The 26671-nt window shown below is 72.8% G+C and carries 22 protein-coding genes; 14 read left to right on the forward strand and 8 right to left on the reverse strand.

Annotated features, from left to right (window positions below; all coding sequences use genetic code 11):
• Positions 1-70 precede the first annotated feature (70 nt).
• The 4 genes from ACWIHY_RS01410 (at position 71) to ACWIHY_RS01425 (ending at position 6385) form a co-directional block, all read left to right on the forward strand.
• Entirely contained in the window at positions 71-793 is a 723-nt protein-coding gene (locus ACWIHY_RS01410; RefSeq protein ID WP_454373496.1) for a class I SAM-dependent methyltransferase, read from the forward strand.
• 162 nt (positions 794-955) lie between these two features.
• Positions 956-3358 (forward strand): SpoIIE family protein phosphatase, encoded by a 2403-nt coding sequence (locus tag ACWIHY_RS01415; protein WP_454373497.1) that lies wholly within the window; start codon positions 956-958, stop codon positions 3356-3358.
• A gap of 328 nt (positions 3359-3686) precedes the next feature.
• Complete coding sequence (gene rsgA, locus ACWIHY_RS01420) at positions 3687-4811, forward strand: ribosome small subunit-dependent GTPase A (protein WP_454373498.1); 1125 nt, start codon at positions 3687-3689, stop codon at positions 4809-4811.
• A 167-nt stretch (positions 4812-4978) separates the two neighbouring features.
• Complete coding sequence (locus tag ACWIHY_RS01425; RefSeq protein ID WP_454373499.1) at positions 4979-6385, forward strand: DNA-3-methyladenine glycosylase 2 family protein; 1407 nt, start codon at positions 4979-4981, stop codon at positions 6383-6385.
• Between the two features lie 45 nt (positions 6386-6430).
• Here the strand turns inward: ACWIHY_RS01425 and ACWIHY_RS01430 are convergent, their stop codons facing one another.
• Positions 6431-6796 (reverse strand): PPOX class F420-dependent oxidoreductase, encoded by a 366-nt coding sequence (locus tag ACWIHY_RS01430; protein ID WP_454373500.1) that lies wholly within the window; start codon positions 6794-6796, stop codon positions 6431-6433.
• Here ACWIHY_RS01430 and ACWIHY_RS01435 point away from each other — a divergent pair.
• Complete coding sequence (locus ACWIHY_RS01435; protein WP_454373501.1) at positions 6795-6995, forward strand: hypothetical protein; 201 nt, start codon at positions 6795-6797, stop codon at positions 6993-6995. The two genes, ACWIHY_RS01430 and ACWIHY_RS01435, sit on opposite strands and share 2 nt — an antisense overlap.
• 34 nt (positions 6996-7029) lie before the next feature.
• Here the strand turns inward: ACWIHY_RS01435 and ACWIHY_RS01440 are convergent, their stop codons facing one another.
• Positions 7030-7512 carry a DUF456 domain-containing protein gene (locus ACWIHY_RS01440; protein ID WP_454373502.1) on the reverse strand — a complete coding sequence of 161 codons (483 nt, stop codon included), beginning with the start codon at positions 7510-7512 and terminating at the stop codon, positions 7030-7032.
• A gap of 144 nt (positions 7513-7656) precedes the next feature.
• Positions 7657-8640: a helix-turn-helix domain-containing protein gene (locus ACWIHY_RS01445; protein WP_454373503.1), complete on the reverse strand. Its 984-nt coding sequence runs from the start codon at positions 8638-8640 to the stop codon at positions 7657-7659.
• 203 nt (positions 8641-8843) lie between these two features.
• Here ACWIHY_RS01445 and ACWIHY_RS01450 point away from each other — a divergent pair, with 203 nt between their 5' ends.
• The 6 genes from ACWIHY_RS01450 to ACWIHY_RS01475 all read left to right on the forward strand — a co-directional run bounded on the left by ACWIHY_RS01450 (position 8844) and on the right by ACWIHY_RS01475 (position 18461).
• A complete protein-coding gene (locus ACWIHY_RS01450; RefSeq protein ID WP_454373504.1) occupies positions 8844-12611 on the forward strand; it encodes a S8 family peptidase in 3768 nt (1255 codons plus the stop codon).
• Between the two features lie 122 nt (positions 12612-12733).
• Positions 12734-14707, forward strand: coding sequence for a protein phosphatase 2C domain-containing protein (locus tag ACWIHY_RS01455; RefSeq protein ID WP_454373505.1), 1974 nt, complete (start codon positions 12734-12736; stop codon positions 14705-14707).
• A 92-nt stretch (positions 14708-14799) separates the two neighbouring features.
• The gene (locus tag ACWIHY_RS01460) at positions 14800-16548 is read left to right on the forward strand and encodes a pyruvate dehydrogenase (protein WP_454373506.1); all 1749 of its coding nucleotides are present in this window, start codon (positions 14800-14802) and stop codon (positions 16546-16548) included.
• 124 nt (positions 16549-16672) lie between these two features.
• Entirely contained in the window at positions 16673-17476 is an 804-nt protein-coding gene (locus tag ACWIHY_RS01465; protein WP_454373507.1) for a hypothetical protein, read from the forward strand.
• Between the two features lie 105 nt (positions 17477-17581).
• Entirely contained in the window at positions 17582-17800 is a 219-nt protein-coding gene (locus tag ACWIHY_RS01470; RefSeq protein ID WP_454373508.1) for a hypothetical protein, read from the forward strand.
• Positions 17801-17966: 166 nt separating this feature from the next.
• The gene (locus tag ACWIHY_RS01475; protein ID WP_454373509.1) at positions 17967-18461 is read left to right on the forward strand and encodes an ATP-binding protein; all 495 of its coding nucleotides are present in this window, start codon (positions 17967-17969) and stop codon (positions 18459-18461) included.
• 37 nt (positions 18462-18498) lie between these two features.
• Here ACWIHY_RS01475 and ACWIHY_RS01480 read toward each other — a convergent pair whose 3' ends face one another.
• The gene (locus ACWIHY_RS01480; RefSeq protein ID WP_454373510.1) at positions 18499-19554 is read right to left on the reverse strand and encodes a DUF2637 domain-containing protein; all 1056 of its coding nucleotides are present in this window, start codon (positions 19552-19554) and stop codon (positions 18499-18501) included.
• Between the two features lie 204 nt (positions 19555-19758).
• Entirely contained in the window at positions 19759-20640 is an 882-nt protein-coding gene (locus ACWIHY_RS01485; protein WP_454373511.1) for a (2Fe-2S)-binding protein, read from the reverse strand.
• Between the two features lie 121 nt (positions 20641-20761).
• Here ACWIHY_RS01485 and ACWIHY_RS01490 point away from each other — a divergent pair, with 121 nt between their 5' ends.
• The gene (locus ACWIHY_RS01490; RefSeq protein ID WP_454373512.1) at positions 20762-21520 is read left to right on the forward strand and encodes a GntR family transcriptional regulator; all 759 of its coding nucleotides are present in this window, start codon (positions 20762-20764) and stop codon (positions 21518-21520) included.
• A 129-nt stretch (positions 21521-21649) separates the two neighbouring features.
• Here ACWIHY_RS01490 and ACWIHY_RS01495 read toward each other — a convergent pair whose 3' ends face one another.
• The 3 genes from ACWIHY_RS01495 to ACWIHY_RS01505 form a co-directional block, all read right to left on the reverse strand.
• Positions 21650-22420 (reverse strand): hypothetical protein, encoded by a 771-nt coding sequence (locus ACWIHY_RS01495; RefSeq protein ID WP_454373513.1) that lies wholly within the window; start codon positions 22418-22420, stop codon positions 21650-21652.
• Between the two features lie 153 nt (positions 22421-22573).
• Positions 22574-23065, reverse strand: a complete 492-nt coding sequence (locus ACWIHY_RS01500) for an SRPBCC family protein (protein WP_454373514.1) — start codon at positions 23063-23065, stop codon at positions 22574-22576.
• Between the two features lie 24 nt (positions 23066-23089).
• Positions 23090-24826, reverse strand: coding sequence for a PucR family transcriptional regulator (locus tag ACWIHY_RS01505; protein WP_454373515.1), 1737 nt, complete (start codon positions 24824-24826; stop codon positions 23090-23092).
• A gap of 339 nt (positions 24827-25165) precedes the next feature.
• Between ACWIHY_RS01505 and ACWIHY_RS01510 the strand changes: the two genes are divergently transcribed.
• Both ACWIHY_RS01510 and ACWIHY_RS01515 read left to right on the forward strand, forming a co-directional pair.
• Positions 25166-26056 (forward strand): FAD binding domain-containing protein, encoded by an 891-nt coding sequence (locus ACWIHY_RS01510; RefSeq protein WP_454373516.1) that lies wholly within the window; start codon positions 25166-25168, stop codon positions 26054-26056.
• Between the two features lie 2 nt (positions 26057-26058).
• Positions 26059-26670, forward strand: a complete 612-nt coding sequence (locus ACWIHY_RS01515; RefSeq protein ID WP_454373517.1) for a (2Fe-2S)-binding protein — start codon at positions 26059-26061, stop codon at positions 26668-26670.
• Position 26671 lies beyond the last annotated feature (1 nt).

Below are 26671 nucleotides of genomic sequence, written 5' to 3' on the forward strand. Positions count from 1 at the left end.
ACCGTGTCGTTCACCCGTCCGTACGTCGTTCCGCCATTCCACGTCCTTCCGTCCGCACCGGGGGCATGCGATGACTCTGACCGGCCGTTACGTGCACGCATGGGAGAGCTACTGGGGGGACACCCCGGACACCCCGGGGGAAGCGATCTGGGACAGCGATCCATCGCTGTCCGCCGCGCCCCACCTCGAGCTGTTCGCGCCGCACGCCGACGCGGAGCTGCCCGTGGTCGACATCGGATGCGGGAACGGCACGCAGACCCGCTACCTGGCACGCCACTTCGCCCGGGCGGTGGGCCTCGACGTCTCCCACGCGGCGACGGCCCACGCGCGGCGGGCGGACACCGCCGGGACGGTCGAGTTCCGGCAGCTCGACGCGACCGACGCCCTCGCCGTGCGCGAGCTGCACGAGCGGCTCGGTGACAGCAACGTCTACCTGCGGGCCGTCATCCACCAGAGCGATCCGCCGGACCGGCCACTGGTCGCGGCGGCCGTTGCCGAGCTGGTGGGGGAGCGTGGGCGTGCCTTCGTGGCGGAGCTGACCGCCGGGGCGAAGACCGTACTGCGGGAGATCGCGCGGGAGCCGGGCGGACCGCCGCCGAAGCTCGCCCGGGTCTTCGCGCACGGGCTGAAACCGGCGGAGTCCGAGGACAGCGAAGTACCGGATCTGCTGCGCGCCTGCGGACTCACCGTCCTGGCGGACGGCCGCACCACTCTTGCCCAGACGGAGTTCCGGGCGGACGGCAGCCGCATCGAGCTGCCCGCGCAGTGGCTGATAGTCGGCCGTACCGGCTGAACCGGCTGATCGCGTCCGTCGGAACGGGCGCGGACCCGTGGCAGGGCGTCGTATATTGCGGCGAGCCCGCCGCCGCGCGGGCCGTTGTGCGGGCGCACCGCGGTTGTGCGGTCCCCCGGCACGGCGGATTCTGTAGGGGATGAACCGGGCTGGTGTGGCGCCATGAGTGCGTGGAACGCGGCACAGAGTGCCGACTTCCGTGGTCCCCTCGACGTCACCAGGGCGGCCACGGCGATCGTCGACGCCCACGACACGGTCATCGGATGGAGTCCCGGGGCCGAGGAGCTCCTCGGTTACCCGCCGCACGAGATCGTCGGGAAGCCGCTGGGCACGTTCCTGCCGTCCCGGCCGGTTTCCCCTCCCCCTGTGGGGGAGGAGCCCGCCGCGGCGCTGGTCCCGCCGTTCCGGGGCAACGAGATCCGCGTCGCCCGGCACCGGGACGGGCACGAGGTGCTGGTCGCGACCGCGGTGTGCCCGCTGCCCGGCCCCGGCACGGCGGAGCGCGTCATCGTGGCGACGGAGCTGAAGGATCTCCGGGAGTGGGAGACCCGGCTGGCGCTGCTGCACGGACTGGCCACCCAGTCACCCGTCGGCCTGGCCATCTACGACACCACTCTGCGCCTGACCTGGTGCAACGCGGCGTACGAACGGGAGATCGGCCAGCCGTTCGCCGCGTTCAGCGGCATGAGGGCCGACGAGCTGTACTCCGAGGGCAAGTTCGTCACCCAGGGTTATCGGCGCACACTCGACGCGGTCATGCACCACGTGCTGGACAGCGGGGAGCCCATTCTCGACCTGCACTTCCTCGGCCGGCCCCCGAGCGACCCGGAGCAGGACCACCTCTGGTCCTGCTCCTACTACCGGCTCCAGGACGCCGACGGACACGTGTTCGGGGTGTGCGAGGACGCCTTCGACATCACCGACCGCTACAAGGCCCAGCAGCGCCTGGCCCTGCTCGTCGAGGCGGGCCGCGGCATCGGCGCCACGCTCGACGTGCGGGTCACCGCCGAGAAGATCACCGAGATGGCGGTGCCGGAGTTCGCGGGCACCGTCACGGTCGACGTCGCGACGGCGGTACTGGAGGGCGAGGTGCCGGGCACCGGAGGCTCTCTCGGGATGCCTCTCGTACGGGTCGCCCGCCGCTCTGCCGGGCCGGAGGAGCCGCAGTGGCAAGGGCAGGGGCCGCCTCCCGTCGTCGCCTACCCGCCGGACTCGCCGCAGGAACGCAGCCTCGCCTCGGGCGGACTCGTCATGGACGACGCGACCCTGGTCGTGCCGTTGCGGGCCGGGAACAGCACGCTGGGACTGGTCACCTTCGTCCGCGGCACCGATGCGGCCGCCTTCGACAACGGTGAGATCGCGCTGGCCGACGAGCTGGTCGCCCGTACGGCCGTGTCCATCGACAACGCCCGCCGCTTCACCCGCGAACGCACCGCGGCCCTCGCCCTGCAGCGCCAGCTGCTGCCGCAGCACGTGCCGCAGCAGTCGGCGGTCGAGCTGGCGTACCGCTACCTGCCTGCGGACGACCTGTCCGGGGTCGGCGGTGACTGGTTCGACGTCATCCCGCTGTCCGGAACCCGGGTCGGACTCGTCGTCGGTGACGTGGTCGGCCACGGCCTGCAGGCGGCCGCCACCATGGGACGGCTGCGCACGACCGTGCGCGCGTTCGCCCAGCTGGACATGGCCCCGGACGAGCTGCTGACGCGGCTCGACGACCTGGTGGGACAGTCGGCGGAGGAGCAGTGGGGCGAGCTCGGCACCCTCGACGGCAGCTTCGACGACGTGACCACCGGGGCGACCTGTCTTTACGCGGTCTACGACCCGGTCTCACGACGCTGCGTCATGGCGCGGGCCGGGCACCTGCCGCCGGCGGTCGTACACCCGGACGGCCGCCTGTCCTTCCCCGACCTGCCGGCCGGCCCGCCGCTGGGCCTCGGCGGCCTGCCGTTCGAGTCCATGGAGATCGAGCTGCCGGTGGGCAGCCTGCTGGCGCTCTTCACCGACGGCCTCGTCGAAGCCCGCGACCGCGACATCGACAAGGGACTCGACACGCTGGGACAGGTACTCGCGGACCGCGATGCCTCGCTCGAAGAGCTCTGCGACCGCGCGGTGGCTCGGCTCCTGCCCGACGGCACCACAGCCGACGACACGGCTCTCCTGCTGGTCCGTACCCGCGAACTGGGCACTTCGCAGGTCGCGGAATGGGAACTGCCCGCAGAACCGGTCGCCGCGAGCCGCGCCCGGGAGCTGGCCACGCGGCAGCTGAACGACTGGGGCCTGGAGGACCTGTCGTTCACGACCGAGCTGGTCGTCAGCGAGCTGGTCACCAACGCGGTGAGATACGCCGCCGGACCGCTCCACCTGCGCCTCATCCGCGACCGCACGCTCCTGTGCGAGGTCGCGGACACCGGCCACACCTCACCGCACCTGCGCCACAGCGGCGACGACGACGAGGGCGGCCGCGGCCTGTTCATCGTCGCCCAGATCGTCCAGCGCTGGGGCACGCGCTACACCCGCTCCGGCAAGACGATCTGGACCGAACAGGCCTTCCCTCCGACGGCATGATGCCCGGACGTTGAACCACTCGACGGTTCCTGACATGTCGTCACCCACCCGTGTGCCGTCCCTGCCACGCATTAATCGCTGGCGCCGCCTTCCACGGCGGGGTTATGGTTCTGCTCGTTCCGGGGACGCGGCCGTGCGCCGCGTCCGACGGGGACATGTCGGTCCGTTGAGGAAGCAGGAGGTGAGGACATTGATGACTGTCACGGTGACGGGCGCTGCCCGCATTCAGGAGTTCATCATCGTTTCCACCCCTGTGGCTTCCGGCTGACACTCACTCGACTTCCGCGCGCACAGCGCGCCGCCGGGGCCGCCCTTCGAAGGGTCTCCCTTGTTCAACGCTTCGCTCAACACATCGCTTTCCACCACTTCTGATGCTCGGCACCCCCTGGCCCCCTACGGCTGGGACGGGGCGTGGGAAGCGGAGTTCGCTCCGTACGCCGCGCAGGGTCTGCTGCCCGGCCGTGTCGTACGGGTCGACCGAGGCCAGTGCGACATCCTCACCGCCGACGGCGTCATCCGCGGCGACACCACCTACGTGACCCCGCACGATCCGCTGCGGGTCATCTGCACCGGTGACTGGGCCGCCGTCGACCCCGTCGGCGACCCGCAGTTCGTCCGGGCGTACCTGCCGCGCCGCACCGCTTTCGTACGCTCCACCTCCTCCACCCGGTCCGAGGGGCAGATCCTCGCGGCCAACGTCGACCACGCGGTCATCGCGGTCTCGCTCGCCGTCGAGCTGGACCTCGGCCGGATCGAGCGCTTCCTGGCACTGGCCTGGGAGTCGGGTGCGCAGCCGCTGGTCGTCCTGACCAAGGCGGACCTGGTGCCGGACGCCACCGGGCTGTCGTACCTCGTCGACGACGTGGAGACCACCGCGCCCGGCGTGCAGGTACTGCCCGTCAGTTCCGCGACGGGCGACGGCATCGACGTACTCAGCGCCGTCGTCTCGGGCGGTACGAGCGTGCTGCTCGGGGTGTCCGGTGCGGGCAAGTCGACGCTGGCCAACGCACTGCTCGGCGAGGACGTCATGGATGTGCAAGCCATCCGTGACGTCGACGGCAAGGGCCGGCACACGACCACCACCCGCAACCTCCTCGCACTGCCCGGCGGGGGAGTCCTCATCGATACGCCCGGGCTGCGGGGGGTCGGGCTGTGGGACGCCGAGGCGGGTGTCGGACAGGTCTTCTCCGAGATCGAGGAGCTGGCGTCCCAGTGCCGGTTCCACGACTGTGCCCATGAGACGGAGCCGGGCTGCGCCGTGCTGACCGCACTGGAGGAAGGCTCGCTCCCGGCTCGGCGGCTGGAGAGCTACCGCAAACTGCTGCGGGAGAACCGGCGCATCGTCGCCAAGACCGACGCGAGGCTGCGGGCGGAGATCGGGCGCGAGTGGCGGCTGAAGAGCGCCCAGGGGCGCGCCAGCATGGAGGCGAAGCGCGGCGGCGGCCGGCGCTAGCGGACGGGACCGTGGCCGGGCGGCTCCGCCGCGACGGGGGGCGCTGCCCCGCGCCCCCCGTTCTCGATCGCCGGACCGCGTCGATCCTTCCGCGGACTCACGCCCGGCCGCCATGTCCGAATTCCGCCAGCCCGCCGTCACACCGCCGGCGCACACTGGGCGGTGTGATGGACGAAGAGAGCATGTACGAGGCGGTGGCCAGCCGCGACGCGCGCTTCGACGGCGAGTTCTTCTTCGCCGTCACCACCACCGGCATCTACTGCCGGCCGAGCTGCCCCGCTGTCACCCCCAAGCGCAAGAACGTGCGCTTCCACCCCACCGCCGCCGCCGCCCAGGGCAACGGCTTCCGGGCCTGCCGCCGATGCCGCCCCGACGCCGTACCCGGATCCGCCGACTGGAACGCCCGCGCCGACGTCGTCGGCCGCGCGATGCGGCTGATCGGCGACGGAATCGTCGACCGCGAAGGCGTGCCCGGCCTCGCGGGCCGGCTCGGCTACAGCACCCGGCAGGTGCAGCGCCAGCTGACCGGCGAGCTGGGTGCGGGCCCCGTCGCCCTCGCCCGCGCCCAGCGCGCGCACACCGCCCGTGTGCTGCTCCAGACCACGCGGCTGCCTGTCACGGAGATCGCGTTCGCCTCGGGTTTCGCGAGCGTGCGGCAGTTCAACGACACGATCCGCCAGATCTACGCCCGCACGCCCAGCCTGCTGCGGACGGAGTCCGGAACCAGGACGGCGGGCACGGGCGCCGCGACCGGCATCGGCTCCGGCGCCCGCCCCCGCAGCGGTGCGAGCCCCGCCCTCGCCGCCGGAATCCCGCTGCGACTGGCCTATCGTGGGACCTACGCCGCCAGGGAGATGTTCGACCTGCTCGCGAGCGAGGCCGTGCCGCGCGTCGAGGAGATGGCCGGCGAGCCAGGCGCCCGCACGTACCGGCGCACCCTGCGACTGCCGTACGGAACGGGCATCGCCGCCGTCGACGAGGCGCCGCACAGCGGCTGGCTCGACGCCCGCATCCACCTCACCGACCTGCGCGACCTGACCACAGCCGTCCAGCGGCTGCGGCGGCTCTTCGACCTGGACGCCGACCCGTACGCCGTCGACGAGCGGCTCTCCGCCGACCCGGCGCTGGCGCCCCTGGTCGCCGCCCGGCCGGGGCTGCGCTCACCGGGCGCCGCCGACCCCGAGGAGTACGCGGTACGGGCGCTGGTGGGCCGGGAGACCGCAACCGGGCTCATCGAGGCGTACGGGAAGGTCCTCGACCAGCCGTGCGGCACGCTGACGCACGTCTTCCCCGAGCCGGGCGCCCTCACCGGGGCCGGGGACCCCGCGCTGCGGGCGCTGGCGGCCGCGCTCGCCGACGGCGACGTACGCCTCGATCCCGGCGCGGACCGCGACGAGGCGGAGCGGGCGCTGCGCGCGCTGCCGGGGATCACCGCCAGGACGGCGGGACTGATCCGGATGCGGGCGCTGGGGGACCCGGATGTGGCACCGGCCGGTGAGGCGGAGGGGGAGGCGGCGGCCGGCAGCCGGCGGCCCTGGCGGTCGTACGCCGTGCGGCACCTCTGGACGGCGTAACCCGCGCACACCCGCGCACGCCCGCGGACGTACCGCCTCCGGGACTCAGCCCAGACCCCAGCTGTGGATCTTCTGCGGATGGATCCGGATCAGCTCCTCGCTGAAGTGCGGCCCCAGCTCGTGCGGCCCGCTCAGCAGCTCCGCCTCGCCCCGGATGTCCACGCCGCGCACCGCCCACGGCTTCAGGCTCACAATGTCGTCGACCACCAGCGCGACTCTGGGGTTCGCCTGGAGGTTGCGCCACTTCTTCGTCGTACCGAGGGCGTGACCGCCGATCAGGATCGTCCCGTCGTCCTGCGGGAAGAAGCCGACGGGGTTCGCCTGCGGCATGCCTTTCGGGTCGACGGTCGCCATCCGTCCCAGGCGCTGCGTCCTGAGGTACGCGCGCTCGGCATCGCTGAATGCGGTCATGCCGCCAGCCTCACACGCGCGACCCGCCCCGCACATCGGCACGAGGGCCTGGGACTTCCGCAGGACGGCGCGCGACTTCGAACGCGAAGCCCCCGGCGTGGAGCGCTTCCGTCCGGTGCGCGGGCCGGACCGTCGGGCGGCCACCTCGGTGCCGTGTGGCGCCGTGCGGCCCCGCCCCGTGCTCGCCGCGACGCAGTGAGCGCCCCGTCGCACGGCTCCCTCGCGGGAGGCGTTCAGCCCCAGATCAGTACGCCCGCCCACGTGCCGACCACCAGCAGGCACGCGAACAGCTCCACGAGCAGGGGGTATCCGATGGCCCGCATGACCGTACGGGTGGAGGCCCAGCCGCCTCCGTGGCTGCCGAGCCGCGCCCGCTCCAGCCCGTAGATCCCGCCGACGAATCCGGCGATCCCGCCCACCACCGGCAGCAGGAAGAACCCGACGATCCCCGCGATCCCGCCCACCATGAGGGTCCGCAGCGGGGCACCGGACTCCTGGCGGCGGCGGGCCGGCAGCAGGGGCTTGAGCGCCTGGTTGAGCAGCAACAGGGCGGTCGCGCCGATCAGCACGCCCCACGCGAGCACCGTCTTGTCCTCCAGCGCCCACCACAGCACGACCGCCCAGACGATCGCCTGCCCCGGCACGCCCGGCACGAGTACGCCGACCAGGCCGAGCAGCATGACGAAGCCGACCAGAAGGAGCTGCCACACGCCCATCTGTCCAGCGTGCGGGACGTCGCCTGGCACCGCAGGTCGGAGGGACCGCCCGAGGCGAACACCGCGACGGCACGGCCCAGCCTCGGACCACCCGGGCTCCGAGCACCCCCCCGGCAACCGCACCCCCGGCCCCCGCCCAGTCCGTCAGCGTCTGGCCACCCAGCCCCGTTCGTACGCGTGCCAGCCGAGCTGCAGCCGTGTCGTCACGCCCGCCAGCTCCATCAGGCCCTTCACCCGCCGCTGCACCGTCCGCAGCCCCAGCTCCAGCTGCTTCGCCACGCTCGCGTCCGTCATCCCGGCCAGCAGCAGCGACAGCACCTGAAGGTCCGTGGCGTCGGGGCCCGGAAGGCCCTCCTCCGACACCACCCCGTCCGCCCCCAGCCGCAGCGGCAGCGCCTCCCGCCACACCGCCTCGAAGAGCCCGGTCAGCGACTCCAGCAGCCCGCTCGCGTGCACCACGAGCGCCGCCGGCTCCGCGCCGCGCCCCGTCATCGGCACCATCGCGATGGTCCGGTCCGCGACCACCAGCTTGGTCGGCACCTTCTCCACCACCCGCACCTGCTCCTCGCGCCCCAGCGCCGCCGAAAGCTCGATGATCCCGGTGGGCAGCGTGAGGACCTCACGTTCGAGCACCACCCGGTACGTCACGCCCCGCGTCGCCGCCCGCTCCTCCGCCTCGTTGTCCATGCCGCTGATCGCGATCGGATTCCCGGTGACCAGCGCGCACACCTCCTCGGTGGCGCCGAGCTGAAGCTGTACGAAGCGGTGCGCCACCGCGCTCGCGCCCGTCACCACCTCGACCAGATCGTGCACGGCGGGCTCGGCCGCCTCCGCCCGGTACTCCTCCGCGAGCAGCGCCGCCGTCAGCTCCGCCTGCTCCAGCTCGTGCCGCTGCTGGGTCAGCAGCGCGCCCAGCGCGACCCCCGGCGGCGCGGCCACCCAGCGGCCCGTCCGGGCCGACGACTGGGCCGCGAGCCCCTGCCGCTCCAGGCGCCGCAGCGCGCGCTCCGTATCCGCCTCCGGAAGCGTCAGTCGGTGCGCGAGGTCGGGGACCTCCGCGGCTCCGAGCGCGACGAGCGCACGGTACGTCGACTCCTGGGCCTCGTCGAGACCAATGGCTCCCAGCACCCCTCCACACCCCTCCCCGGACGCTTCGGTTCCGCACCCGCGCCCCGATCTTGCCCACTGGCACTTGGCGGGAAGCGGCCACGGCGTAAACCCGCCGGACGCATCATCCCTGCACCACCCGTCACTCTGCCAATGTGGCGCCACCGCAGCACCAACAGCCTCCGGCAACAGCACTTTTGTGCCGGATTCATCAGGGGAGAGCGATGCGCCCGATATCGCGCACGGCACTGGGGGCGGCGACCGCCGCCGTCCTCGCCGTCACCGCGGTCGCGCCGTCCGTGGCCCGGCCACAGGACGACACGACGGGGAAGAGACCGCTGGTCGGCAGCGAGGCCGCAGGGAGGGCGGGGGCGAAGGGCGACAGGACGGTCACCCTCGTCACCGGCGACAAGGTACTGGTCAGCACGGACGGTTCGGGGACCGCCGCCGCTGTCGCCCTGCCCCGCGAGGACGGCACCGTACCCCTCGTCCAGACCCGGCAGTCCGGCCGGGACCTGTACGTCTACCCGCAGAGCGCGACGCGGGCCCTCGCCTCCGGCAAGGTCGACGAGGAACTCTTCAACGTCACGGGGCTCATCCGCCAGGGTTACGACGACTCCCGTACTCAGTCCCTGCCGCTGATCGCGGTGTACGGCGGCGACGTCACCCGCAGCGCCCCGGTCCTCCCGCGCGGCGCCGAGCGCGGACTGGTACTGAAACCGGTCGACGGTCTCGCCCTCAAGGCCGACAAGAAGAAGACGGCCGACTTCTGGCAGGACATCACTGGCTCCCGCTCGCGCGCCGCCTCCGGCCTCGAGAAGCTCTGGCTCGACCGCAAGGTCGAAGCGAATCTCGAACGCTCGACGAAGCAGGTCGGCGCCGGCCTCGCCTGGGCCGCCGGTTACGACGGCAAGGGCACCAAGGTCGCCGTACTCGACACCGGCGCCGACACCGGACACCCCGACCTCGCGGGCCGCATCACCGCAGCCAAGAACTTCACCGACTCGCCGGACACCGACGACCGCCAGGGCCACGGCACCCACACCCTCTCCACCGTGGGCGGCAGCGGAGCCGCGAGCGACGGCAGGAAGAAGGGCGTCGCACCCGGCGCGGACCTCCTCAACGGCAAGGTCCTCAACGACGGTGGTTCCGGGGCCGCTTCGTGGATCATCGCCGGCATGCAGTGGGCCGTCGACCAGAACGCCGACGTCGTCTCCATGAGCCTCGGCAGCCCCGTCCCCACGGACTGCACCGACCCGATGAGCGTCGCCGCCGAGGAACTCGCCCAGAACAAGGGCACATTGTTCGTCGTCGCGGCGGGCAACACCGGCCCGTCCCTGAACACCGTCTCCTCGCCCGGCTGCGCGCCGGGCGTCCTCACCGTCGGAGCCGTCGACCGCGACGACTCCACCGCGCAGTTCTCCAGCCGGGGCCCGGCCGTCGGCACCCACACCCTCAAGCCCGAGATCGCCGCCCCCGGAGTCGCGATCTCAGCCGCCGCGGCAGGCGGCAGGGGCGTCTACGCGTACCGGTCCATGTCCGGTACGTCGATGGCGACCCCGCACGTCGCGGGCGCCGCCGCCGTCCTCAAGCAGCGCCACCCCGACTGGACCGCACAGCAGATCAAGGCCGCGCTCGTCTCCTCGGCCGCGCGGACCCCCGGCGACGTACGGGAGACCGGCGGCGGCCGCCTCGACCTCGGGGCGGCGGTCACCACGACGGTCACCGGCGCCCCCGCCGTCCAGGGCGGCACCTTCGACTGGCCGCAGGACAGCAGCGACCGTACGACCGTCGACGTGCCGTACACCAACACCGGCGACCGGCCCGTACGGCTGGACCTCGCCGTCGCGGGCGTCACCGGCAACGACGGCTCGCGCGTGCGCTCCGCCGTCGCGAAGCTCGGCGCGCGCAGCGTCACCGTCCCGGCCGGCGCCACCGTCGAGGTGCCCCTCGCCATCGACCCGGCGGCGCGGCTCGAACGCGGCCAGTACGGCGATGTCACGGGCCGCGTCCTCGCCACGGCGAGGGGAGTCAGTGTCTCGACCCCCTTCGCCCTCTACGTCGAGCCCGCGACGGTCACCCTGCGCGTCAAGCTCGTCGACCGCACCGGCAAACCCGCCGACGGCTCGTCGTCCCTGGACGTCATCGGCACCGACGACGCCACCGGCGAGCGCCGCTTCAACGAAGGCGCGGCCGACCAGGTCTACCGGCTGCGCCCCGGCTCGTACTTCCTCTCCTCCTTCGTGATCTCCCCCGACACGGGTGACGCGACCGGCAGGCTCGTCGGCTCGGTCGCCTACCTGGGCCGTCCGCAGGTGGAACTGAAGAAGGACACCACGGTCGTCCTGGACGCCCGCAAGGCCGGCCGCCTCTCCGTGAAGACGACGGACCGCACGTCCGAGACGCGCGGAGCCACCCTCGCCTTCGGCCGGAGCTGGGACGACACCTGGCTGCACTCCGGGTCCGTCTCCGGCTCCCGGATCATCGAGGAGTACTACGCCGACGTCCAAGGACGCGCGCACGAGGGCGAGTTCGAGTTCGGCAGTCACTGGCGGGCGTACGCCCCGCAGATCGAGAAGTTCTCGGTCGTCGGCGGCGCCGACCTGCACCCCGTCACCGCAGGCCTCGGCTCCGTCAACTTCGACGGCACGGGTGAGGCGAGGCTGGCCGACGCGGGGACGGGAACCCCCGAGGAGCTGAAGAAGGCCGACGTCGGCGGCAGGATCGCGCTGGTGCGGCTCGCTGACGACAGCACGTCCGTACGCCAGCAGGCGCTGGCCGCCGCGGCCGCCGGCGCGAAGGGCATCGTCGCCCACCGCGCCGCCGCCGGCCGCTGGCTGCCCTCCGTGGGGTACGGGTCCGCGCCGCTGCCCGCCGTCGCCGTCGAGGCGGGCGAGGCCGATACGCTGCTCGACGCGCTGGCCGCCGGTCCGGTGACGCTGCGCTGGAAGGCCACGGCCAAGAGCCCGTTCGTCTACACCCTGGCCTTCCCCGAAAACGGCCCGGTCACCTCCGACCGGACCTACCGCGTACGGGACTCCCGGCTCGGGAAAACCACGGCGACGTACCGGGCGATGGGGGTGGCCTCCGACTACGTCGACAGCCTGGTCCTCAACCGCCCCCACGGCGGGCGCTTCTCGGCCGGCCCCTTCGACGTGGTCGGCGTCCCCGGGACCCGTACCGAGTACTACTCGGCGGACAGCACGGGCTGGGAGCACTACATCTCGTCCAGCTTCCCCTGGGGCGAGTTCCTGGACGACAAGAAGCGCGAGTACGTCGCGGGGCAGCAGCGCGAGGAGACGTGGTACGGCGGTGTGCTCGCCCCGGCCGCACCGCGCGACGCCTCCGGCAGGGCGGGCCTCGCGGCCGAGCGCCAGGGCAATCTGATCGGCGCCGCCCCGGCCTTCTGGGCCGACAGCGAGCACGGCGGCACGGCCGGGTCCTTCGGTGACATCGGCAACATGACGCTCAAGCGCGACGGCGAGACGCTCGGCCAGAGTCCTTACCCGTTCGGGGTGTTCGAGGTCCCGGCGCGGGAGGGCACGTACGAACTCACCATGAACACCATGAAGGTCGGCCAGCCCGCCGACGTCTGGATGCGCTCGCAGGAGGTGCGGACCAGCTGGACGTTCCGGTCCGCGCTCGACGAGAGCGTGTACTCGCAGGGCATCGCGCTGCTCTTCCCCCGCTACGACCTCCCGGAGGACGGGCTGAAGACGCTGCCTGCCGCGGACGGCCAGAAGATTGGCCTCAGCGCGACGGGGCACTCGGGCTACACGCCGGGCGCGCTCACCGCCGCGAAGCTGTCGTACTCGTACGACGCCGGTGAAACCTGGACCGACGCCAAGGTCGGCCAGAAATCCGGAAGTTGGACTGCGACGGTCGACCACGCGGGCGCGGCGGGCAAGCCGGTCACGCTGAGGACCGAACTGACGGACGCGAAGGGCAACTCCGTCACGCAGGTCGTGGCGCGGGCGTACGACGTGCGCTAGCCGGCCGCGGCAGCCGAAGACTGTCCGCCGGGCGTCCTTCCCGTGGGGGGTGGGGTCGCCCGGCGGACTTATTTTTCCCGATGCCCCGTTTTCGTACGGCCCTTGAGGTGGACAATAGGGGCATGAGCCAGCAGGGGGAGAGGCGCACCACGAACGAGGACGAGTGGTGGAGCCGGCTGTACGACGACGAGGCCGTCCCGGGCACGGGCGGCGCGCGGGGGGAAGACACGCTGGACGCCCGTTTCGACTCGGCGGCGGACACGCTGTCGCCACCGCCACCGCCACCGGCGCCCGCACGGCCGACGCTCGGGGCGGAGGACCGGAGTCCGGAGGCGCCGGGGGTGACCGCCCCGACGGACGCATCCCCTCAGGCGAGCGCGTCGGCCGCGCGGGACCCCGAACCGGCCCCGGGAACAGCCGCACCCAGGGCCCCCACTGAGCCGCCGCCCTGGTGGGACAGGGACCGGCCCACCGCAGCCTCGAAACGCCCCCCGGCCCCGCGGCCCCCGCTCCCGCCGCCGACGGCAGCCCCCGAACCACCCCCTGGCGCACCGGAGACACGCCACTCGGGGCCGCGGCTTCCGGCGCCGGACCGGGGTCCGGGTTCACCGGGAGAGCGGCCCCCGGAGCGGCGGGCTCCGTCGGCGCCGGGGCCCGACCCGAGTCCGCCCCGGCCACGGCAGGCCGAGCCGCCCGAGCCACGGATCGCCCCAGCGGTGCCCCCACCGGCTCCGCCGGAATCCGCCCCGGTGTCGCCGCCCGCGCCGCCGCCCGTCATCGCCCCCCAACGCGCCCCCTGGGAGCCGCCCGACGTGCCCCAAGTGCCTTCCGCCCGCCGTGAGCCGGCCCCAGAGCCCCCGAACGGCCGAAAGCCCCGGGAGGCGTTCCGGTTCCCCCGCACGCCACAGTCCCGCAGCCCGCGGGACGCCGCAGCACCCTCGGCACCCGTACCTCCCCAGTCCCCGCACTCCGCGCCCCCGTACCCCGATCAGCCGTCGGAGCCGCCGTCCGCACCCCCGTACGCCGGGTCGGCGGAGGCATCGGAGGCAGCGGCGGACGGCAGCGGGGCGAGGGCGGGAGGCCAGGTTCATCACCCGCCCCGCGCCGGCTTCGTCGGGGACCGGCCGCCGACCTACGACGCCGAGCCCACCGCGCTGCCCGCCGCCGACCCGCACGAGCTCGGCGCGCTGGTCGCCGACACCGTGCTCGACGGCGCCCGGTACGGCACGTACGCCCTGCGCGCTGCCTCCGTCCGCGGTGACTCCGCCCGCTACCGCGGCGAACCCCGCCGCGACGCCCTGCTCACCGCCCGCTTCGGCCGCGGCGAGGACGCCCTCGTCCTGGTCGCGGTGGCCGGCGGGGCGCGGGCCGCCGAGAGCGCGCACCTGGCCGCCGCCGACGCCTGCCGCTGGATCGGCGAAGCCGTCGGCCGCAGCCACGCCCGTCTCGCCGACGACATAAGGGCGGGTCGCAGGGGCGACCTCAAGTCCGGCCTGCACCGCCTCACCGACCGCGGCTACGGCAAGCTGCGCGCCCGCGCGTCCGAGCTCGGCCTGCGGCCCGAGGAGTACACGGTCAGCCTGCGCTGCCTCCTCCTCCCCGCCGACCCCAAGTGCCGCACCAGGGTCTTCTTCGGCATCGGCGGCGGCGGCCTGTTCCGGCTGCGCGGCGGCGCCTGGCAGGACATCGAGCCCGCCGTCCCCGAGCCCGCCGCCGTGACCGGCGCGCCCGTGGTCGGCTTCGGGTCGGTCCCGTCCGGCGGCCTCGGCGCGGTGCCGTCCGAGACCCCCGAGGGCGACCGCCTCACCATGGACCTCGGCATCCCGACGCCCCCTTCCCCGTACGTCGAGAGCGTCCCGCCGCCCACCGAGCCCTTCCGCTTCCGCGCCTCGGTGGCCCGCCCGGGTGACACTCTCCTGCTGTGCACCGGCGGCCTCGCCGACCCGCTGCGCGGCGAGCCCGCCCTTGCCAAGGAACTCGCCGAACGCTGGGCTCCCGCCGAACCGCCCGGCCTCGCCGAGTACCTCGCGGACACCAGCCTGAGGGTGAAGGGGTACGCCGACGACCGTACGGCGGTGGCGGTCTGGGAGGCGTAACGGCGTACCGCGTGGGTTGATGGACTCGGCACAGCACGGGCCCAGCACCGTGCGCGACCGGTCGACCGTCTCCCGAAAGGCGTGCGCATCCCATGGCCAAGCAGAAGGTGGCGGAGCAGTTCGTCGACATCCTCGTCAAAGCCGGCGTGCAACGCCTCTACGGTGTGGTCGGCGACAGTCTCAACCCCGTCGTCGATGCCGTCCGCCGGACCCCGGGGATCGACTGGATCCAGGTCAGGCACGAGGAGACCGCGGCCTTCGCCGCCGGCGCGGAGGCCCAGATCACCGGGCGGCTCGCCGCCTGCGCGGGCTCCTGCGGCCCCGGAAACCTGCACCTGATCAACGGCCTGTACGACGCCCACCGCTCCATGGCCCCGGTCCTCGCCCTCGCCTCGCAGATCCCGTCGAGCGAGATCGGCCTGGGGTACTTCCAGGAGACGCACCCCGACCAGCTGTTCCGCGAGTGCAGCCACTACTGCGAGCTGATCTCCAGCCCCAAGCAGATGCCGCGCGTGCTCCAGACCGCGATCCAGAACGCCGTCGGGCGCAGTGGCGTCAGCGTCGTGGCGCTGCCCGGCGACGTGGCGTCCGAGCAGGTCCCCGAACGGGCGGGCGAACACGCGCTGGTCACGTCGCGCCCTGTCGTACGCCCCGGAGAGGCGGAACTGGAGAAGCTCGCCCGCATGGTCGACGAGGCCAAACGCGTCACGCTGTTCTGCGGCAGCGGCACGGCAGGCGCGCACGCGCAGGTCATGCAGTTCGCCGAGCGCGTCAAGTCACCCGTCGGGCACGCGCTGCGCGGCAAGCAGTGGATCCAGTACGACAACCCGTACGACGTCGGCATGAGCGGGCTGCTCGGCTATGGCGCGGCGTACGAGGCCACGCACGAATGCGACCTGCTGATCCTTCTCGGCACCGACTTCCCGTACTACGACTTCCTGCCGAACGACGACGACGTGAAGATCGTCCAGGTCGACGTACGGCCCGAACGCCTCGGCCGGCGCTCCAAGCTGGACCTGGCCGTCTGGGGCGACGTACGCGAGACGCTGACCTGCCTGACGCCGCGCGTGAAGGCCAAGTCCGACCGCAAGTTCCTCGACCGGATGCTGAAGAAGCACGCCGACGCCCTTGAGGGAGTGGTGAAGGCCTACACCCGCAAGGCCGACAAGCGGGTCCCGATCCACCCCGAGTACGTCGCCTCCGTCCTTGACGAACTGGCCGACGACGACGCCGTGTTCACCGTCGACACCGGCATGAACAACGTCTGGGCGGCCCGCTACATCACCCCCAACGGCCGCCGCAGCATCATCGGCTCCTTCACCCACGGCTCGATGGCCAACGCCGTGCCGCAGGCGATCGGCGCCCAGTTCACGGACCCCGGCCGCCAGGTGATCGCGATGTCCGGCGACGGCGGCTTCAGCATGCTGATGGGCGACTTCCTCACCCTCGTGCAGTACGGCCTGCCGGTGAAGGTCGTCCTCTTCAACAACTCCTCCCTCGGCATGGTGGAGCTGGAAATGCTGGTCGACGGCCTGCCGTCGTTCGGGACGGCGAACAAGAACCCGGACTTCGCGGCGGTCGCGCGGGCCTGCGGGGCGTACGGCGTACGGGTGGAGAAGCCCAAGCACCTGGCCGGGGCGCTCAAGGACGCCTTCAAGCACAAGGGCCCGGCGCTCGTGGACGTGGTCACCGACCCGAACGCCCTGTCGATCCCGCCGAAGATCCGCGCCGGGATGGTGAGCGGCTTCGCGTTGTCGGCGAGCAAGATGGTGCTGGACGGAGGCGTGGGACGGATGCTCCAGATGGCCCGCTCGAACCTGCGCAATGTGCCGAGACCGTAGGTCCGTACGAGTGGAATGAGCGGCCGGAGCGAGGCGCACGCGGCGTGTCGCGGAAGGTGTCACGACGACCGACTGCTACCCACCCCAGCCAGCGAAAGGGCCTGTGACGCGCATGTCTTCGCGCATGTCTTTCCCTCGCCGCGTCGGCCGCGGCCGTATCTCCGCCGCCGTCGCGGCGGCCGTCGTCATCGCCACGCCCGCCGCGATCGCCGCCCTCCCGGACGCGGTCACCTCGGTCTTCGGCTCCGTGACCCGGCAGGAGGCCGCGAAGGCGCCCCCCGGGGCCGAGGCGGGCGCCCCGGCGCCCGGCACCCCGATCAGGGCCGGGCTGCTGAGGCTGGACCTGGGCGCGGCGCTCGGCCCGGCGGGGCAAGGCGTCGCGGTGGCTCCCGTCGAGGGGGCGGTCCAGCCGGCCCCGGGCGCGGTCGGCCTCGCGGCCCGTGACGGTGGCCGGATCGCGCACGGGGGCAGGGAACTGCTGGGCGGCAAGGTCGCGCTCGACGGCGGCGTCCGGTTCTCGAAGGGCGACAGGGCCGCCGTCACCGTCAAGGGCTTCGCCGTGGATCTCAGGACGCACGTCGTGACTGCCACGGTCGGGGAGGGCAGGGCCCCTGCCCGGATCGGCGTACTGCAGGGCACCACGACGAGGCTCCTCCCGCGCACGGGGCCGGGCGGCGCAAACATCGCGATGGGCGGGCGACTGGTGCTGGACGAGGCGGCGGGGGCGCGGATCGACAGTGGGCTGGGGGTGAAGGTGTTCGCGGGAGCGGGAGCAGGTGCAGGTGCGCGTGCGGGCAGTACGGGCATCGACGCGACGTTCGAAGCAGACGTGGACCTGGACGTCGACCTCGCGTTCGCGCTGGGCCTGGACGCGGAGCTGGGCCTTGAGCCGAGCCCCGGACCCGGTGGTGCGCGGGCGGCGGTGTGACCGGAACGGCGGCCGGCCGAGAGACAGGCCTGGCCGACTCGACTCGAGCCGGTCCGGGCGGAAACCCCGTAGTCCCGGATGCCGACGCCCGGCAGGACGGGCCGGGTGAAGGATCTGCCTCCCGGCCTGCCGCCGGCCGAATCGCCCAAGTGGCACAACCGCCGTTGGCGGGACCCCCTGGGGTACCTGCGCGTGCGTTCCCTCGCGAACCCCAACTGGTCCCGCGACATGCCCTGGGCCGCCAGGGCTGATCGTCAGGTCGGCGCCTTCTCGTACGTCATCGCTCCGGCACGGCATGACGAGAGGCCCTTGGCCGGCCGGTGAACGACATCGGCCGGCGCGCCGGCGGCCGCCGGCGCTCACGCGGATCCGGAAATACCGCCCACTCCGCTTAATTGACTATTGGACATGAGTGCCATTGCGCCTGCGGGGCATGCATCCCGTGAACCTGTTCGAGAGGAAGGGCCGATCCAGCGTGCGGGTGGGGGCTATGACAGGGCAGCAGGCGAGCGGACGTGGTGCCGCCGCGCGAGGACCGTCGGGGGCACCGGCGGCAACGGAGGGGGAGGGGGAGACGGACAGGGACGGGGCACTCATTCAGTTGCGGCGCAGACTGGGCCATGCGGATCTCACAGCGGTCCCGGAGGTGCGGCGCGCTCTGCGCGAACTCCTGCGGCAACGGGGAGGCCAGAGCTGTACGGACGTCGCCGAGCTCCTGACCACCGAGCTGGTGACCAACGCCCTCGTTCACACGGAGCACGACGCCGAGATCACCGCCACCGTCGCCGCCTCCCGGCTCCGCGTCGAGGTACGGGACTTCGCCGCCCGCCACCCGCAACTGCGCGTACCGATCGCCCACGACGGTACGCACGGCAGGGGCCTCGTCCTGGTGCAGGCACTCTCGGACGCCTGGGGCGTACGGGCGCAAGGCGTAGGAAAAGTGGTCTGGTTCGAACTCGACATGTGCGGCGGCGGGCCGGCGTAATTCACCCGGCCCGCCGCCATCACGACGTCCCCGCCGCTCAGCCGAACTGCTGCTCAAGGTCCTTGAGTTTGCGCTCGAGCGAGTCCAGCCGTGGCAGAGCCTGCGTGTCGTCCTCGGCGGTGAGATCGACGGTCATCGACCTCTCAGCGCCTTTCACGGCCTGAAGGGAGGGCCTTTGTCGAAGCGGCAGTTGTCCGGGTTCTGCTATGGCGGGCTCCGCGACCGCCTGCGGCGGTGCGGAGCCCGGGCCGGACGCGATGGCGGAAACCTCGACGACCTGCCGGCCGCCACGACCGCGCCCCCAGGCCCGGTGCTGCCGGTTGATGGCCTTCAACTGGGCGCGCTCCAGTTTCTGGTGGTCGCGCCGACGGGTACGGTTCTGCTCCTTCTCGCGGACGTCCTCCCGGACCTCCTCGACCGCTTCGTCCAGCGTCCGCACGCCCTCCAGGAGCATCAGCGACCACGCACCGAAGGTCTCCCTGGGCGCTCTCAGCCACCGGACGATCCGGATCTGCGGCAGCGGGCGGGGCACGAGGCCCTGCTCACGCAGCGCGGCCCTGCGAGTCTGCTTCAGCGCCCGGTCGAACAGTACGGCGGCCGAGAGTGACATCCCGGCGAAGAACTGCGGGGCGCCGTCGTGGCCCAGACCCCGGGGCGCGTGCACCCAGTTGAACCAGGCGGCCGCACCGGCGAACGTCCACACCAGCAGGCGCGAGCCGAGCGCCGCGTCACCGTGGCTGGCCTCGCGCACGGCGAGCACCGAGCAGAACATGGCGGCGCCGTCGAGGCCGAACGGGACGAGGTACTCCCAGCCGCCGGTGAGGCTGAGGTTTTGCCGGCCGAAGCCGACCAGCCCGTGGAAGGAGAGGGCGGCGGCGACCGCGGCGCAGCAGAAGAGCAGCATGTACGAAGCGGTGCCGTAAACCGCTTCCTTTCGCCTGCGCCGCTCCTCCGTACGTTCCCAGGAGTCGTCGGCTGCGGCCTTGCCACCGGCGCGCTTGCCGCGCGCGAGCACCGCAACCGCCGCCAGGACCCCCGCGAGCATCACGCCACCCGGAAGCAGCCAGTCCAGCGATATGTCGGTCAGTCTCATTGCGGTGTCCCTTGCATCGCGGTAGGGCGTATCGGGCGCCATATTGGCGGAATCCAAGTGGCCCACAGAGGCTTTCGGTGCAAGAGGACGCCAAGGGAGTGCTGCGGCACGCGAATAGGTGCGATCTGGTCGAACCACCGTACGGAGACGGCTTGCCGAGTTCGATTTTTGCCACCTGATCGGGTGGCGTGCCGGTGCTCCGCGTCAGACAGCGGCGACGGCGGACGCCGCGGTCGCCGCGGCTTCCTCGCTCAGCTTCCGTACGCGCTCGGCGTCGCACGTACGCGGACACGTCACGCAGGTGTCCTCGGGGCGCAGCGTGTAGAAGAGGCAGCAGCTGGCGCGGTCACGGGTCGGCAGTGATTCGCCGTTCGGCCCCTTCAGCTCGCGGAAGCCGGCCGTTCCGGCGTACGGCTTGGTCGTGCCCGGCAGCAGCTCCTCCAGCTCCCGCATGGCGCGGCGCTCCTCGCCGAGCAGGTGCGCGATGTACCAGAGCCCTTCCACGATCTCGTCCGTCGCCATGCCCCACAGTGCCCGCTTCCCGCGCCGCATGCGCGGGCCGAAGCCGTCGAGCACGGGCCCGAGGTGCTGGGCGACGGCGTCCCGAACCTCACCGCGAAGAGCCTCTTCGTCCGGTACGACGCGGGCGCCGGGCAGAGCGGCGGCCGGGTCGCCGGGCAGGCAGGCGAATTCCCGCACCCGGACGGTCATGCGGCCCAGGGTCCGCTGGAAGGCGACGTCCTCGACGGGCACGCGCGGCACCCGGCGGTGCAGGAACCAGGGGACGGTGACCAGCAGACAGGCGGGCCAGGCGTACCGGTGCAGACCGAAACTGGCGACGACGTCCGGGCGGGCCTGCCGGCCGTAGTCGCGCAGGACCTGCGCGTTGTCCCAGGCGAGGAAGGCGTCGAGCGAGGCGCCGCCGGCCGCGAGCTCCGCCGCGCCGACCCAGCCGCCGCCCCGGGGTGCCTGCTCGCCGTCTGCCTGCTCGTCGATGCGCAGTCCGGAGAAGACCTCGGTGAGGCGGGCGTACGAGGCCGCGAAGGGAGAAGCGGCGACACCGGGGAAAGGAGCGGGGACGGTCATGCAGGGGACCACCGAATCGCGATCGTTGGCAGGTAAGCCTTACCTTACCCGATCGGCGCGATGTTTGAACTGTGCCCCTGCCCGCCTATCGTGCATATGGGACACAGCACCGGAGGGATCCATGGAGCAGCAGGGCAGACCGCGCGAGGCGGCGTACGGGCACGTGCCCGCCGCCGCGCAGGCGCCGCCTTTCATGCGCCTTCCGGAGCAGGTGCGCGGCGAACACACCCACAGCGAGCCCCCGGCCCCCCGCCTCGTCCAGCGCCACTCGGTCCGCGGTCAGATCCTCGATGCCCTGCGCGCCGCCCTCGTCAGCGGCGAGCTGGTCCCCGGCGAGGTCTACTCCGGCCCCGCCCTCGGCGCCCGCTTCGGCGTCTCCGCGACCCCGGTGCGCGAGGCGATGCAGCAGCTGGCGCTGGAAGGCGCGGTGGAGGTCGTACCGAACCGGGGCTTTCGCGTCACGGTCCGCAGCGCGACGGAACTGGCCGAGCTGGCGGAGGTGCGCTCCCTGATCGAGGTGCCGGTCATGCTCCGGCTGGCCCGTACGGTCCCGGCCGCCCGCTGGTGCGAGCTGCGTCCACTGGCGGAAGCCACCACGGCGGCGGCGGCGACGGGCGACCGGGCCGCGTACGCCGAATCGGACCGCGCGTTCCACCGAGCGGTCCTCTCCCTCGCCGGGAACCACCAGCTGGTCACCGTCGCCGACGACCTTCACCGCCGCTCCCAGTGGCCCCTGCTCACCGGCGACCCCCTGGGCCGCCGTGCGGACCTCCTGGCGGACGCGGCCGAACACCTGGCCCTCCTGGACGCCTTGGCGGCGCAGGACCTGACGGTGGTTCAGTCCCTGGTCCGCGAGCACTTCGCGGGCGCGGACCGCTGACCGGGGGCGGCGACGATCGCCGCCGTGGCCCGGTGGAAGCGGTGGACCGCGGCCGTGCGGCGGCCCAGTGCTTCGACCGTCTGCGCGACCGGGAGAGCGAGTTCGCCGCCGGTGGTCGTCAGGCCCGCCTCACACCGCCGACGGTGCCAGCTGGGCCGCCAGCCACGTCGGTACGCCGTCCAGCAGGCGGAAGAGGCGGCCCGCCTCCGCGCGCAGGCGGGTCGCCTCCGGTTCCGGTTCCGCGTCGGCGAGGGCTGCCAGGGCCGGGGCCGTGCCGACCAGGTAGCCCAGTTCCTCCCGTATCCGCAGGGACTCCGCGAAGCCGTGCCGCGCGTCCGCCAACTCGCCCTCGCGCAGGGAGAGTCCGGCCAGATGGCGCCACGTGAAGGACAGCAGCAGTGTCTCGCCGTGCGCCGTCGCGCCCGCGTGCGCGCGGCGGTAGGCGGCGCGGGCGGACTCCGGGGAGTCGGAGATGTGCTCGGCGACCAGTCCGCGCCGGAAGTCGAGGAGCGGGCGGCCCGGGGCCGTCGGGGCGAGCAGCGCCGCCGCTCTGCCGAGCGCGGAGCGGGCCTCGTCGGCGCGGTCGCGGGCGCCGAGCACCGTCGACGCGTACGCCAGCTGGCCCCGCTCGCACGCCGCCGCGCCCCGCTCGTCGTCGCTCTGGGCGACCGCTTCCGCCGTCCGCAGGGCGTCCTCGGCCTCCGCCCAGCCCCGCTCCGTGAACAGACAGCGCTCCACGAGCAGCGATGCCCGCTGGAGTGCGGCCGCCGGCGTCGGGGCGGCGCCCCCATGTGGTTCGAGCAGGGCCGCCGCGTCGGTCCAGCAGCCGCGCGAGCGAAGCCGCCATACCGCGGTCTGGAGTGGGCTTCCGTCCCCTGCGGTCGTTCCGGAACCAGACATGGCGGAATGCGCCACATTGCCCTCCCCGAGCAGCACGTCATTGAGCTGTGAGTGATGGAGCCGTGAGTGATCGAGCTCTGATTATCGGTCGTGCGCAGTGGGCGAATCTCAGCACGGAATGGCACTCCGGGCCAAGAGCTCAGGTGAATGAATTCACAATCGGCCGGTCAGGGCGGCCAGTTGGCCGAGAGTCGCGGTCATTGCCGTCCCCATCCGCCTGGGGAATCCGGACAGCTCTACCACCAGTCGGGGGAAGCGCGCCCGCGACCAGTCATACGTGTGGGTGACCCTGGTCGACGACGTACCCTCCGGCTCCAGCTCGTACCGCCAGCGCTGGCCCCCCACCAGCCGGCGCCCGCCCACCTCGCCCCAGGTCTCCCAGGTGAGGAGCCTGTCCTTCTCGTACTCCACCACGACATTGACCGACCGGTACGCGATGCCGCGCTGACTCATGCCCATCGAGAAGCGGTCACCCGGCCCGGTCAGCAGATCCGGCCCCTGCGGCCGGCCCCGCAGCATCCCCGAACCGTCCAGCTCCGCGTGTCTGGCCGGCGTGGCGAGCAGCGTGAATATCCGCTGCGGCGCCGCGCCGACGACCTCGGTGACCGAAAGGGACCGCTTGCCGTGGCTGGTGCCCTGGCTCATGGAGGAGACCTCTTCCTGCCCGCGCTAGCTCATCCTCAGGGCGAGGAAGAAGTCCAGCTTGTCCTCAAGACGCGACAGGTCACGACCCGTCAGTTGCTCGATCCTGCCCACCCGGTAGCGCAGGGTGTTGACGTGCAGATGCAGCCGGGCGGCGCAGCGGGTCCAAGAACCGTCGCAGTCGAGGAACGCTTCGAGGGTGGGGATGAGTTCCGCCCGGTGGCGCCGGTCGTAGTCCCGCAGCGGATCCAGCAGCCGCGCGGTGAACGCCCGGCGCACGTCGTCCGGCACGAAGGGCAGCAGCAGCACATGCGAGGCAAGCTCGTGGTGGCCCGCCGCGCAGACCCGCCCGGGGCGCGCCGCCGCCACCCGGCGGGCGTGCCGGGCCTCCTCCAGCGCTCCGCGCAGCCCCTCCGCCGAGTGCACGGCCGCGCTGACACCCAGTGTCAGCCGCCCGTCGTCGGCGAGGCCGCTGGAGAGCGGCGCGCGCACCGCCTCCAGGAGTACGTCGGCGTGCAGACCCGCACGGGAAGCGGCGTCGGCCCCGTCCTCGCCGTCCTCGCCGTCCCCGTCCGGCGCGACGGCCGGCAGCGGTACGAGCGCGATCGCCTCGTCGCCCGCGTGCGCCACCGCGATCCGGTCCGAGGAGTCGGAACCGGCCACCGCCGGGTCGACCAGTATTTCCTCCAGCAGTGTCTGTGCTACGGGCCCGGACTGGATGGCGGCGGCCGAACCGACCGGGCCGCCCGCCCCGCCGGGCCCCCCTTCCAGCCAGTCCACCCGCGCCACGACCACCTGCCAGTGCGGCGCCGACCCGAGCCCGGGGAGCAGCACCGGCGCGGCGACCCTCAGGCGGGCCGCGATCTCGGCGGGCGCGGCCCCCGTCTGCACCAGCTCCAGGACCTCCTGGGCGAGCCGGCGGCGTACCGTCCGGGCCGCGTCGCGCCGGTCGCGTTCGACGGCGATCAGCTGCGTCACCCCCTGGAGCAGGTCCAGACGGGCGGCGGGCCAGTCGCCCGCGTCCGCCTCCACGGCCAGCAGCCAGTCCGAGAGCACGCTCTCGCGTACGTCGCGGGAAGCGGCGGCGGCGCCCCGTCCGGCGCTCCTGATCGGGAACAGCGAGTACGTCGTGCCGTGCACGGCGGCCCGGTGCGGCGCCCGGCGCCCGGTGCGGCTCGCGGCAAGGTGCTCGCCCGCGAGGACGGCTCCCACGGCCGGCGGCAGCGGGTCGCCGGCGCCCGCGATCTGGCGGCCGGTGGGCGAGAGGACCCAGGCGCGCAGGTCGAGGTCGGAGGTGAGCAGGTCGAGCACCACCTCGGGGCCGCCGCCCGCCGGGCCGGACGTCATCAGCCTGCGGTGCCGGTCGACGACCGCGGCGAGGTCACCGGCCCGTTCGCCGGACACCTGGCGCACCACGTGCTCGGTGATGGTGGCGAAGGCGACGGCCTCGCTGACCGCGAAGAGCGGCAGCCGGTGGCGTACGCACGCCTCGACCAGGTCGCTCGGGATCGCGCCCAGCTCCGCCTCGCCCGCCGCGAGCCCCACGACGCCGGCGCCGGCCAGGAGGCGTACGAACGGTTCCGAGTCCTCGGCGGTGCGCCGCCAGGCGAGACCGGTCAGCACCAGCTCGCCGCCGGACAGATAGCGGCTGGGGTCCCGCAGGTCGGTGGTCATCACACCGCGCACGGTGCGGTCGAGCTCTTCCTCGCCGCCGAGCAGCCGCAGGCCCAGCGCGTCGGTCTCAAGCAGTGCGCGCAGCCGCATGGGTGGTCGCCGCCGATCTGTCTCTAGATGTGGATGGAATGTGTTTGCGGTTCCCGCAGGGCCGTGCTTGTGGTTTTCCAAAGGAAACCGTGGGGGTGCCGAGCCCCGCCTTTCGTTCGAATCTACAAGACGTGAGCGGCCACCAGCCAACTCCTTCATGGTTTCGGTGACTGCACCAGGCGAAGCCCCGGAGGTGTACTTGGGCCAAGCCACGTGAACAGCAGATGAACGCCCCAGAGCGACCCAGAACGGCTTAGAACAACCAGGTCGACAGCCGGCGGTTGGCCGTCTCCAGCCCCAGCGATACGCGAACCACCCGATTGAGAAGAAGAGAGCCTCATGGACTTCCTTCGCCCCGCCAGCTGGGAGGAGGCGCTCGCCGCCAAGGCCGAGCACCCCACGGCTGTGCCCATCGCGGGCGGCACAGATGTCATGGTCGAGATCAACTTCGACCACCGCCGCCCCGAGTACCTCCTGGATCTGAACCGCATCGGCGAATTGCGCGAGTGGGAGGTTGGCGAGGAGACGGTACAGCTCGGTGCCTCCGTCCCGTACACCCAGATCATGGACCACCTGCGGGCGGAACTCCCTGGCCTCGCGCTCGCCGCCCACACCGTCGGATCGCCCCAGATCCGCAACCGCGGCTCCGTCGGCGGAAACCTCGGTGCCGCTTCCCCGGCGGGTGACTCGCACCCCGCCCTGCTGTCCGCGGGCGCCGAGGTCGAGGCCGAGTCGGTGCGCGGCACGCGTCTCATCCCGGTCGAGGAGTTCTACACCGGCGTGAAGCGCAACGCCCTGGAGCCGGACGAGCTGATCAAGCGCGTCCACATCAAGAAGGCCGACGGACCGCAGCAGTTCTCCAAGGTGGGTACGCGTAACGCGATGGTCATCGCGGTCTGCGCGTTCGGTATCGCGCTGCACCCGCAGACCCGCACGGTGAAGACGGGCATCGGTTCGGCCGCCCCGACGCCGCTGCGCGCCCGCGCCGCCGAGGACTTCCTGAACGCCGCGCTAGAAGAGGGCGGGTTCTGGGAGAGCGGCAAGATCATCACCCCCTCGATCGCCAAGCAGTTCGCGGAGCTCGCCTCCGGGGCCTGCAACCCGATCGACGACGTGCGCGGCACCGCGAAGTACCGCCGCCACGCGGTCGGGATCATGGCCCGCCGCACGCTGGGCTGGACCTGGGAGCAGTACCGCGGCACCGGCCGCACGCTTGAAGGAGCTGCATAGCAATGCGCGTGAATTTCACGGTCAACGGCCGTAAGCAGGAAGCGGACGACGTCTGGGAGGGCGAGAGCCTGCTCTACGTCCTGCGCGAGCGCATGGGCCTCCCGGGTTCCAAGAACGCGTGCGAGCAGGGCGAATGCGGCTCCTGTACGGTCCGCCTCGACGGTGTCCCCGTCTGTGCGTGCCTCGTCGCCGCCGGCCAGGTCGAGGGCCGCGAGGTCGTCACGGTCGAGGGCCTCGCCGACTTCGCCAAGCAGCGCGAGGAGGGCTGCGCGACGGGTGCCTGCGGTGGTACTTCCCTGCAGGAGGCCCAGCAGTGGCAGGCTCGTCCTGCCCAGAAGGGGACCGACTCGCAGACCGGTGAGGGCGAGGAGCTCGCCCCCATCCAGCAGGCGTTCATCGACGCCGGCGCCGTGCAGTGCGGTTTCTGCACCCCGGGTCTGCTGGTCGCGGCCGACGAGCTGCTCGAGCGCAACGCCGAGCCGTCCGACGCGGACATCCGCGAGGCGCTCTCGGGCAACCTGTGCCGCTGCACCGGTTACGAGAAGATCCTGGACGCCGTCCGCCTCGCGGCCGCGCGCCAGGACCGCCAAGGACTCCAGGAAGGCGCGGTCTGAT

The sequence above is a fragment of the Streptomyces sp. NPDC055287 genome, from assembly GCF_053646035.1.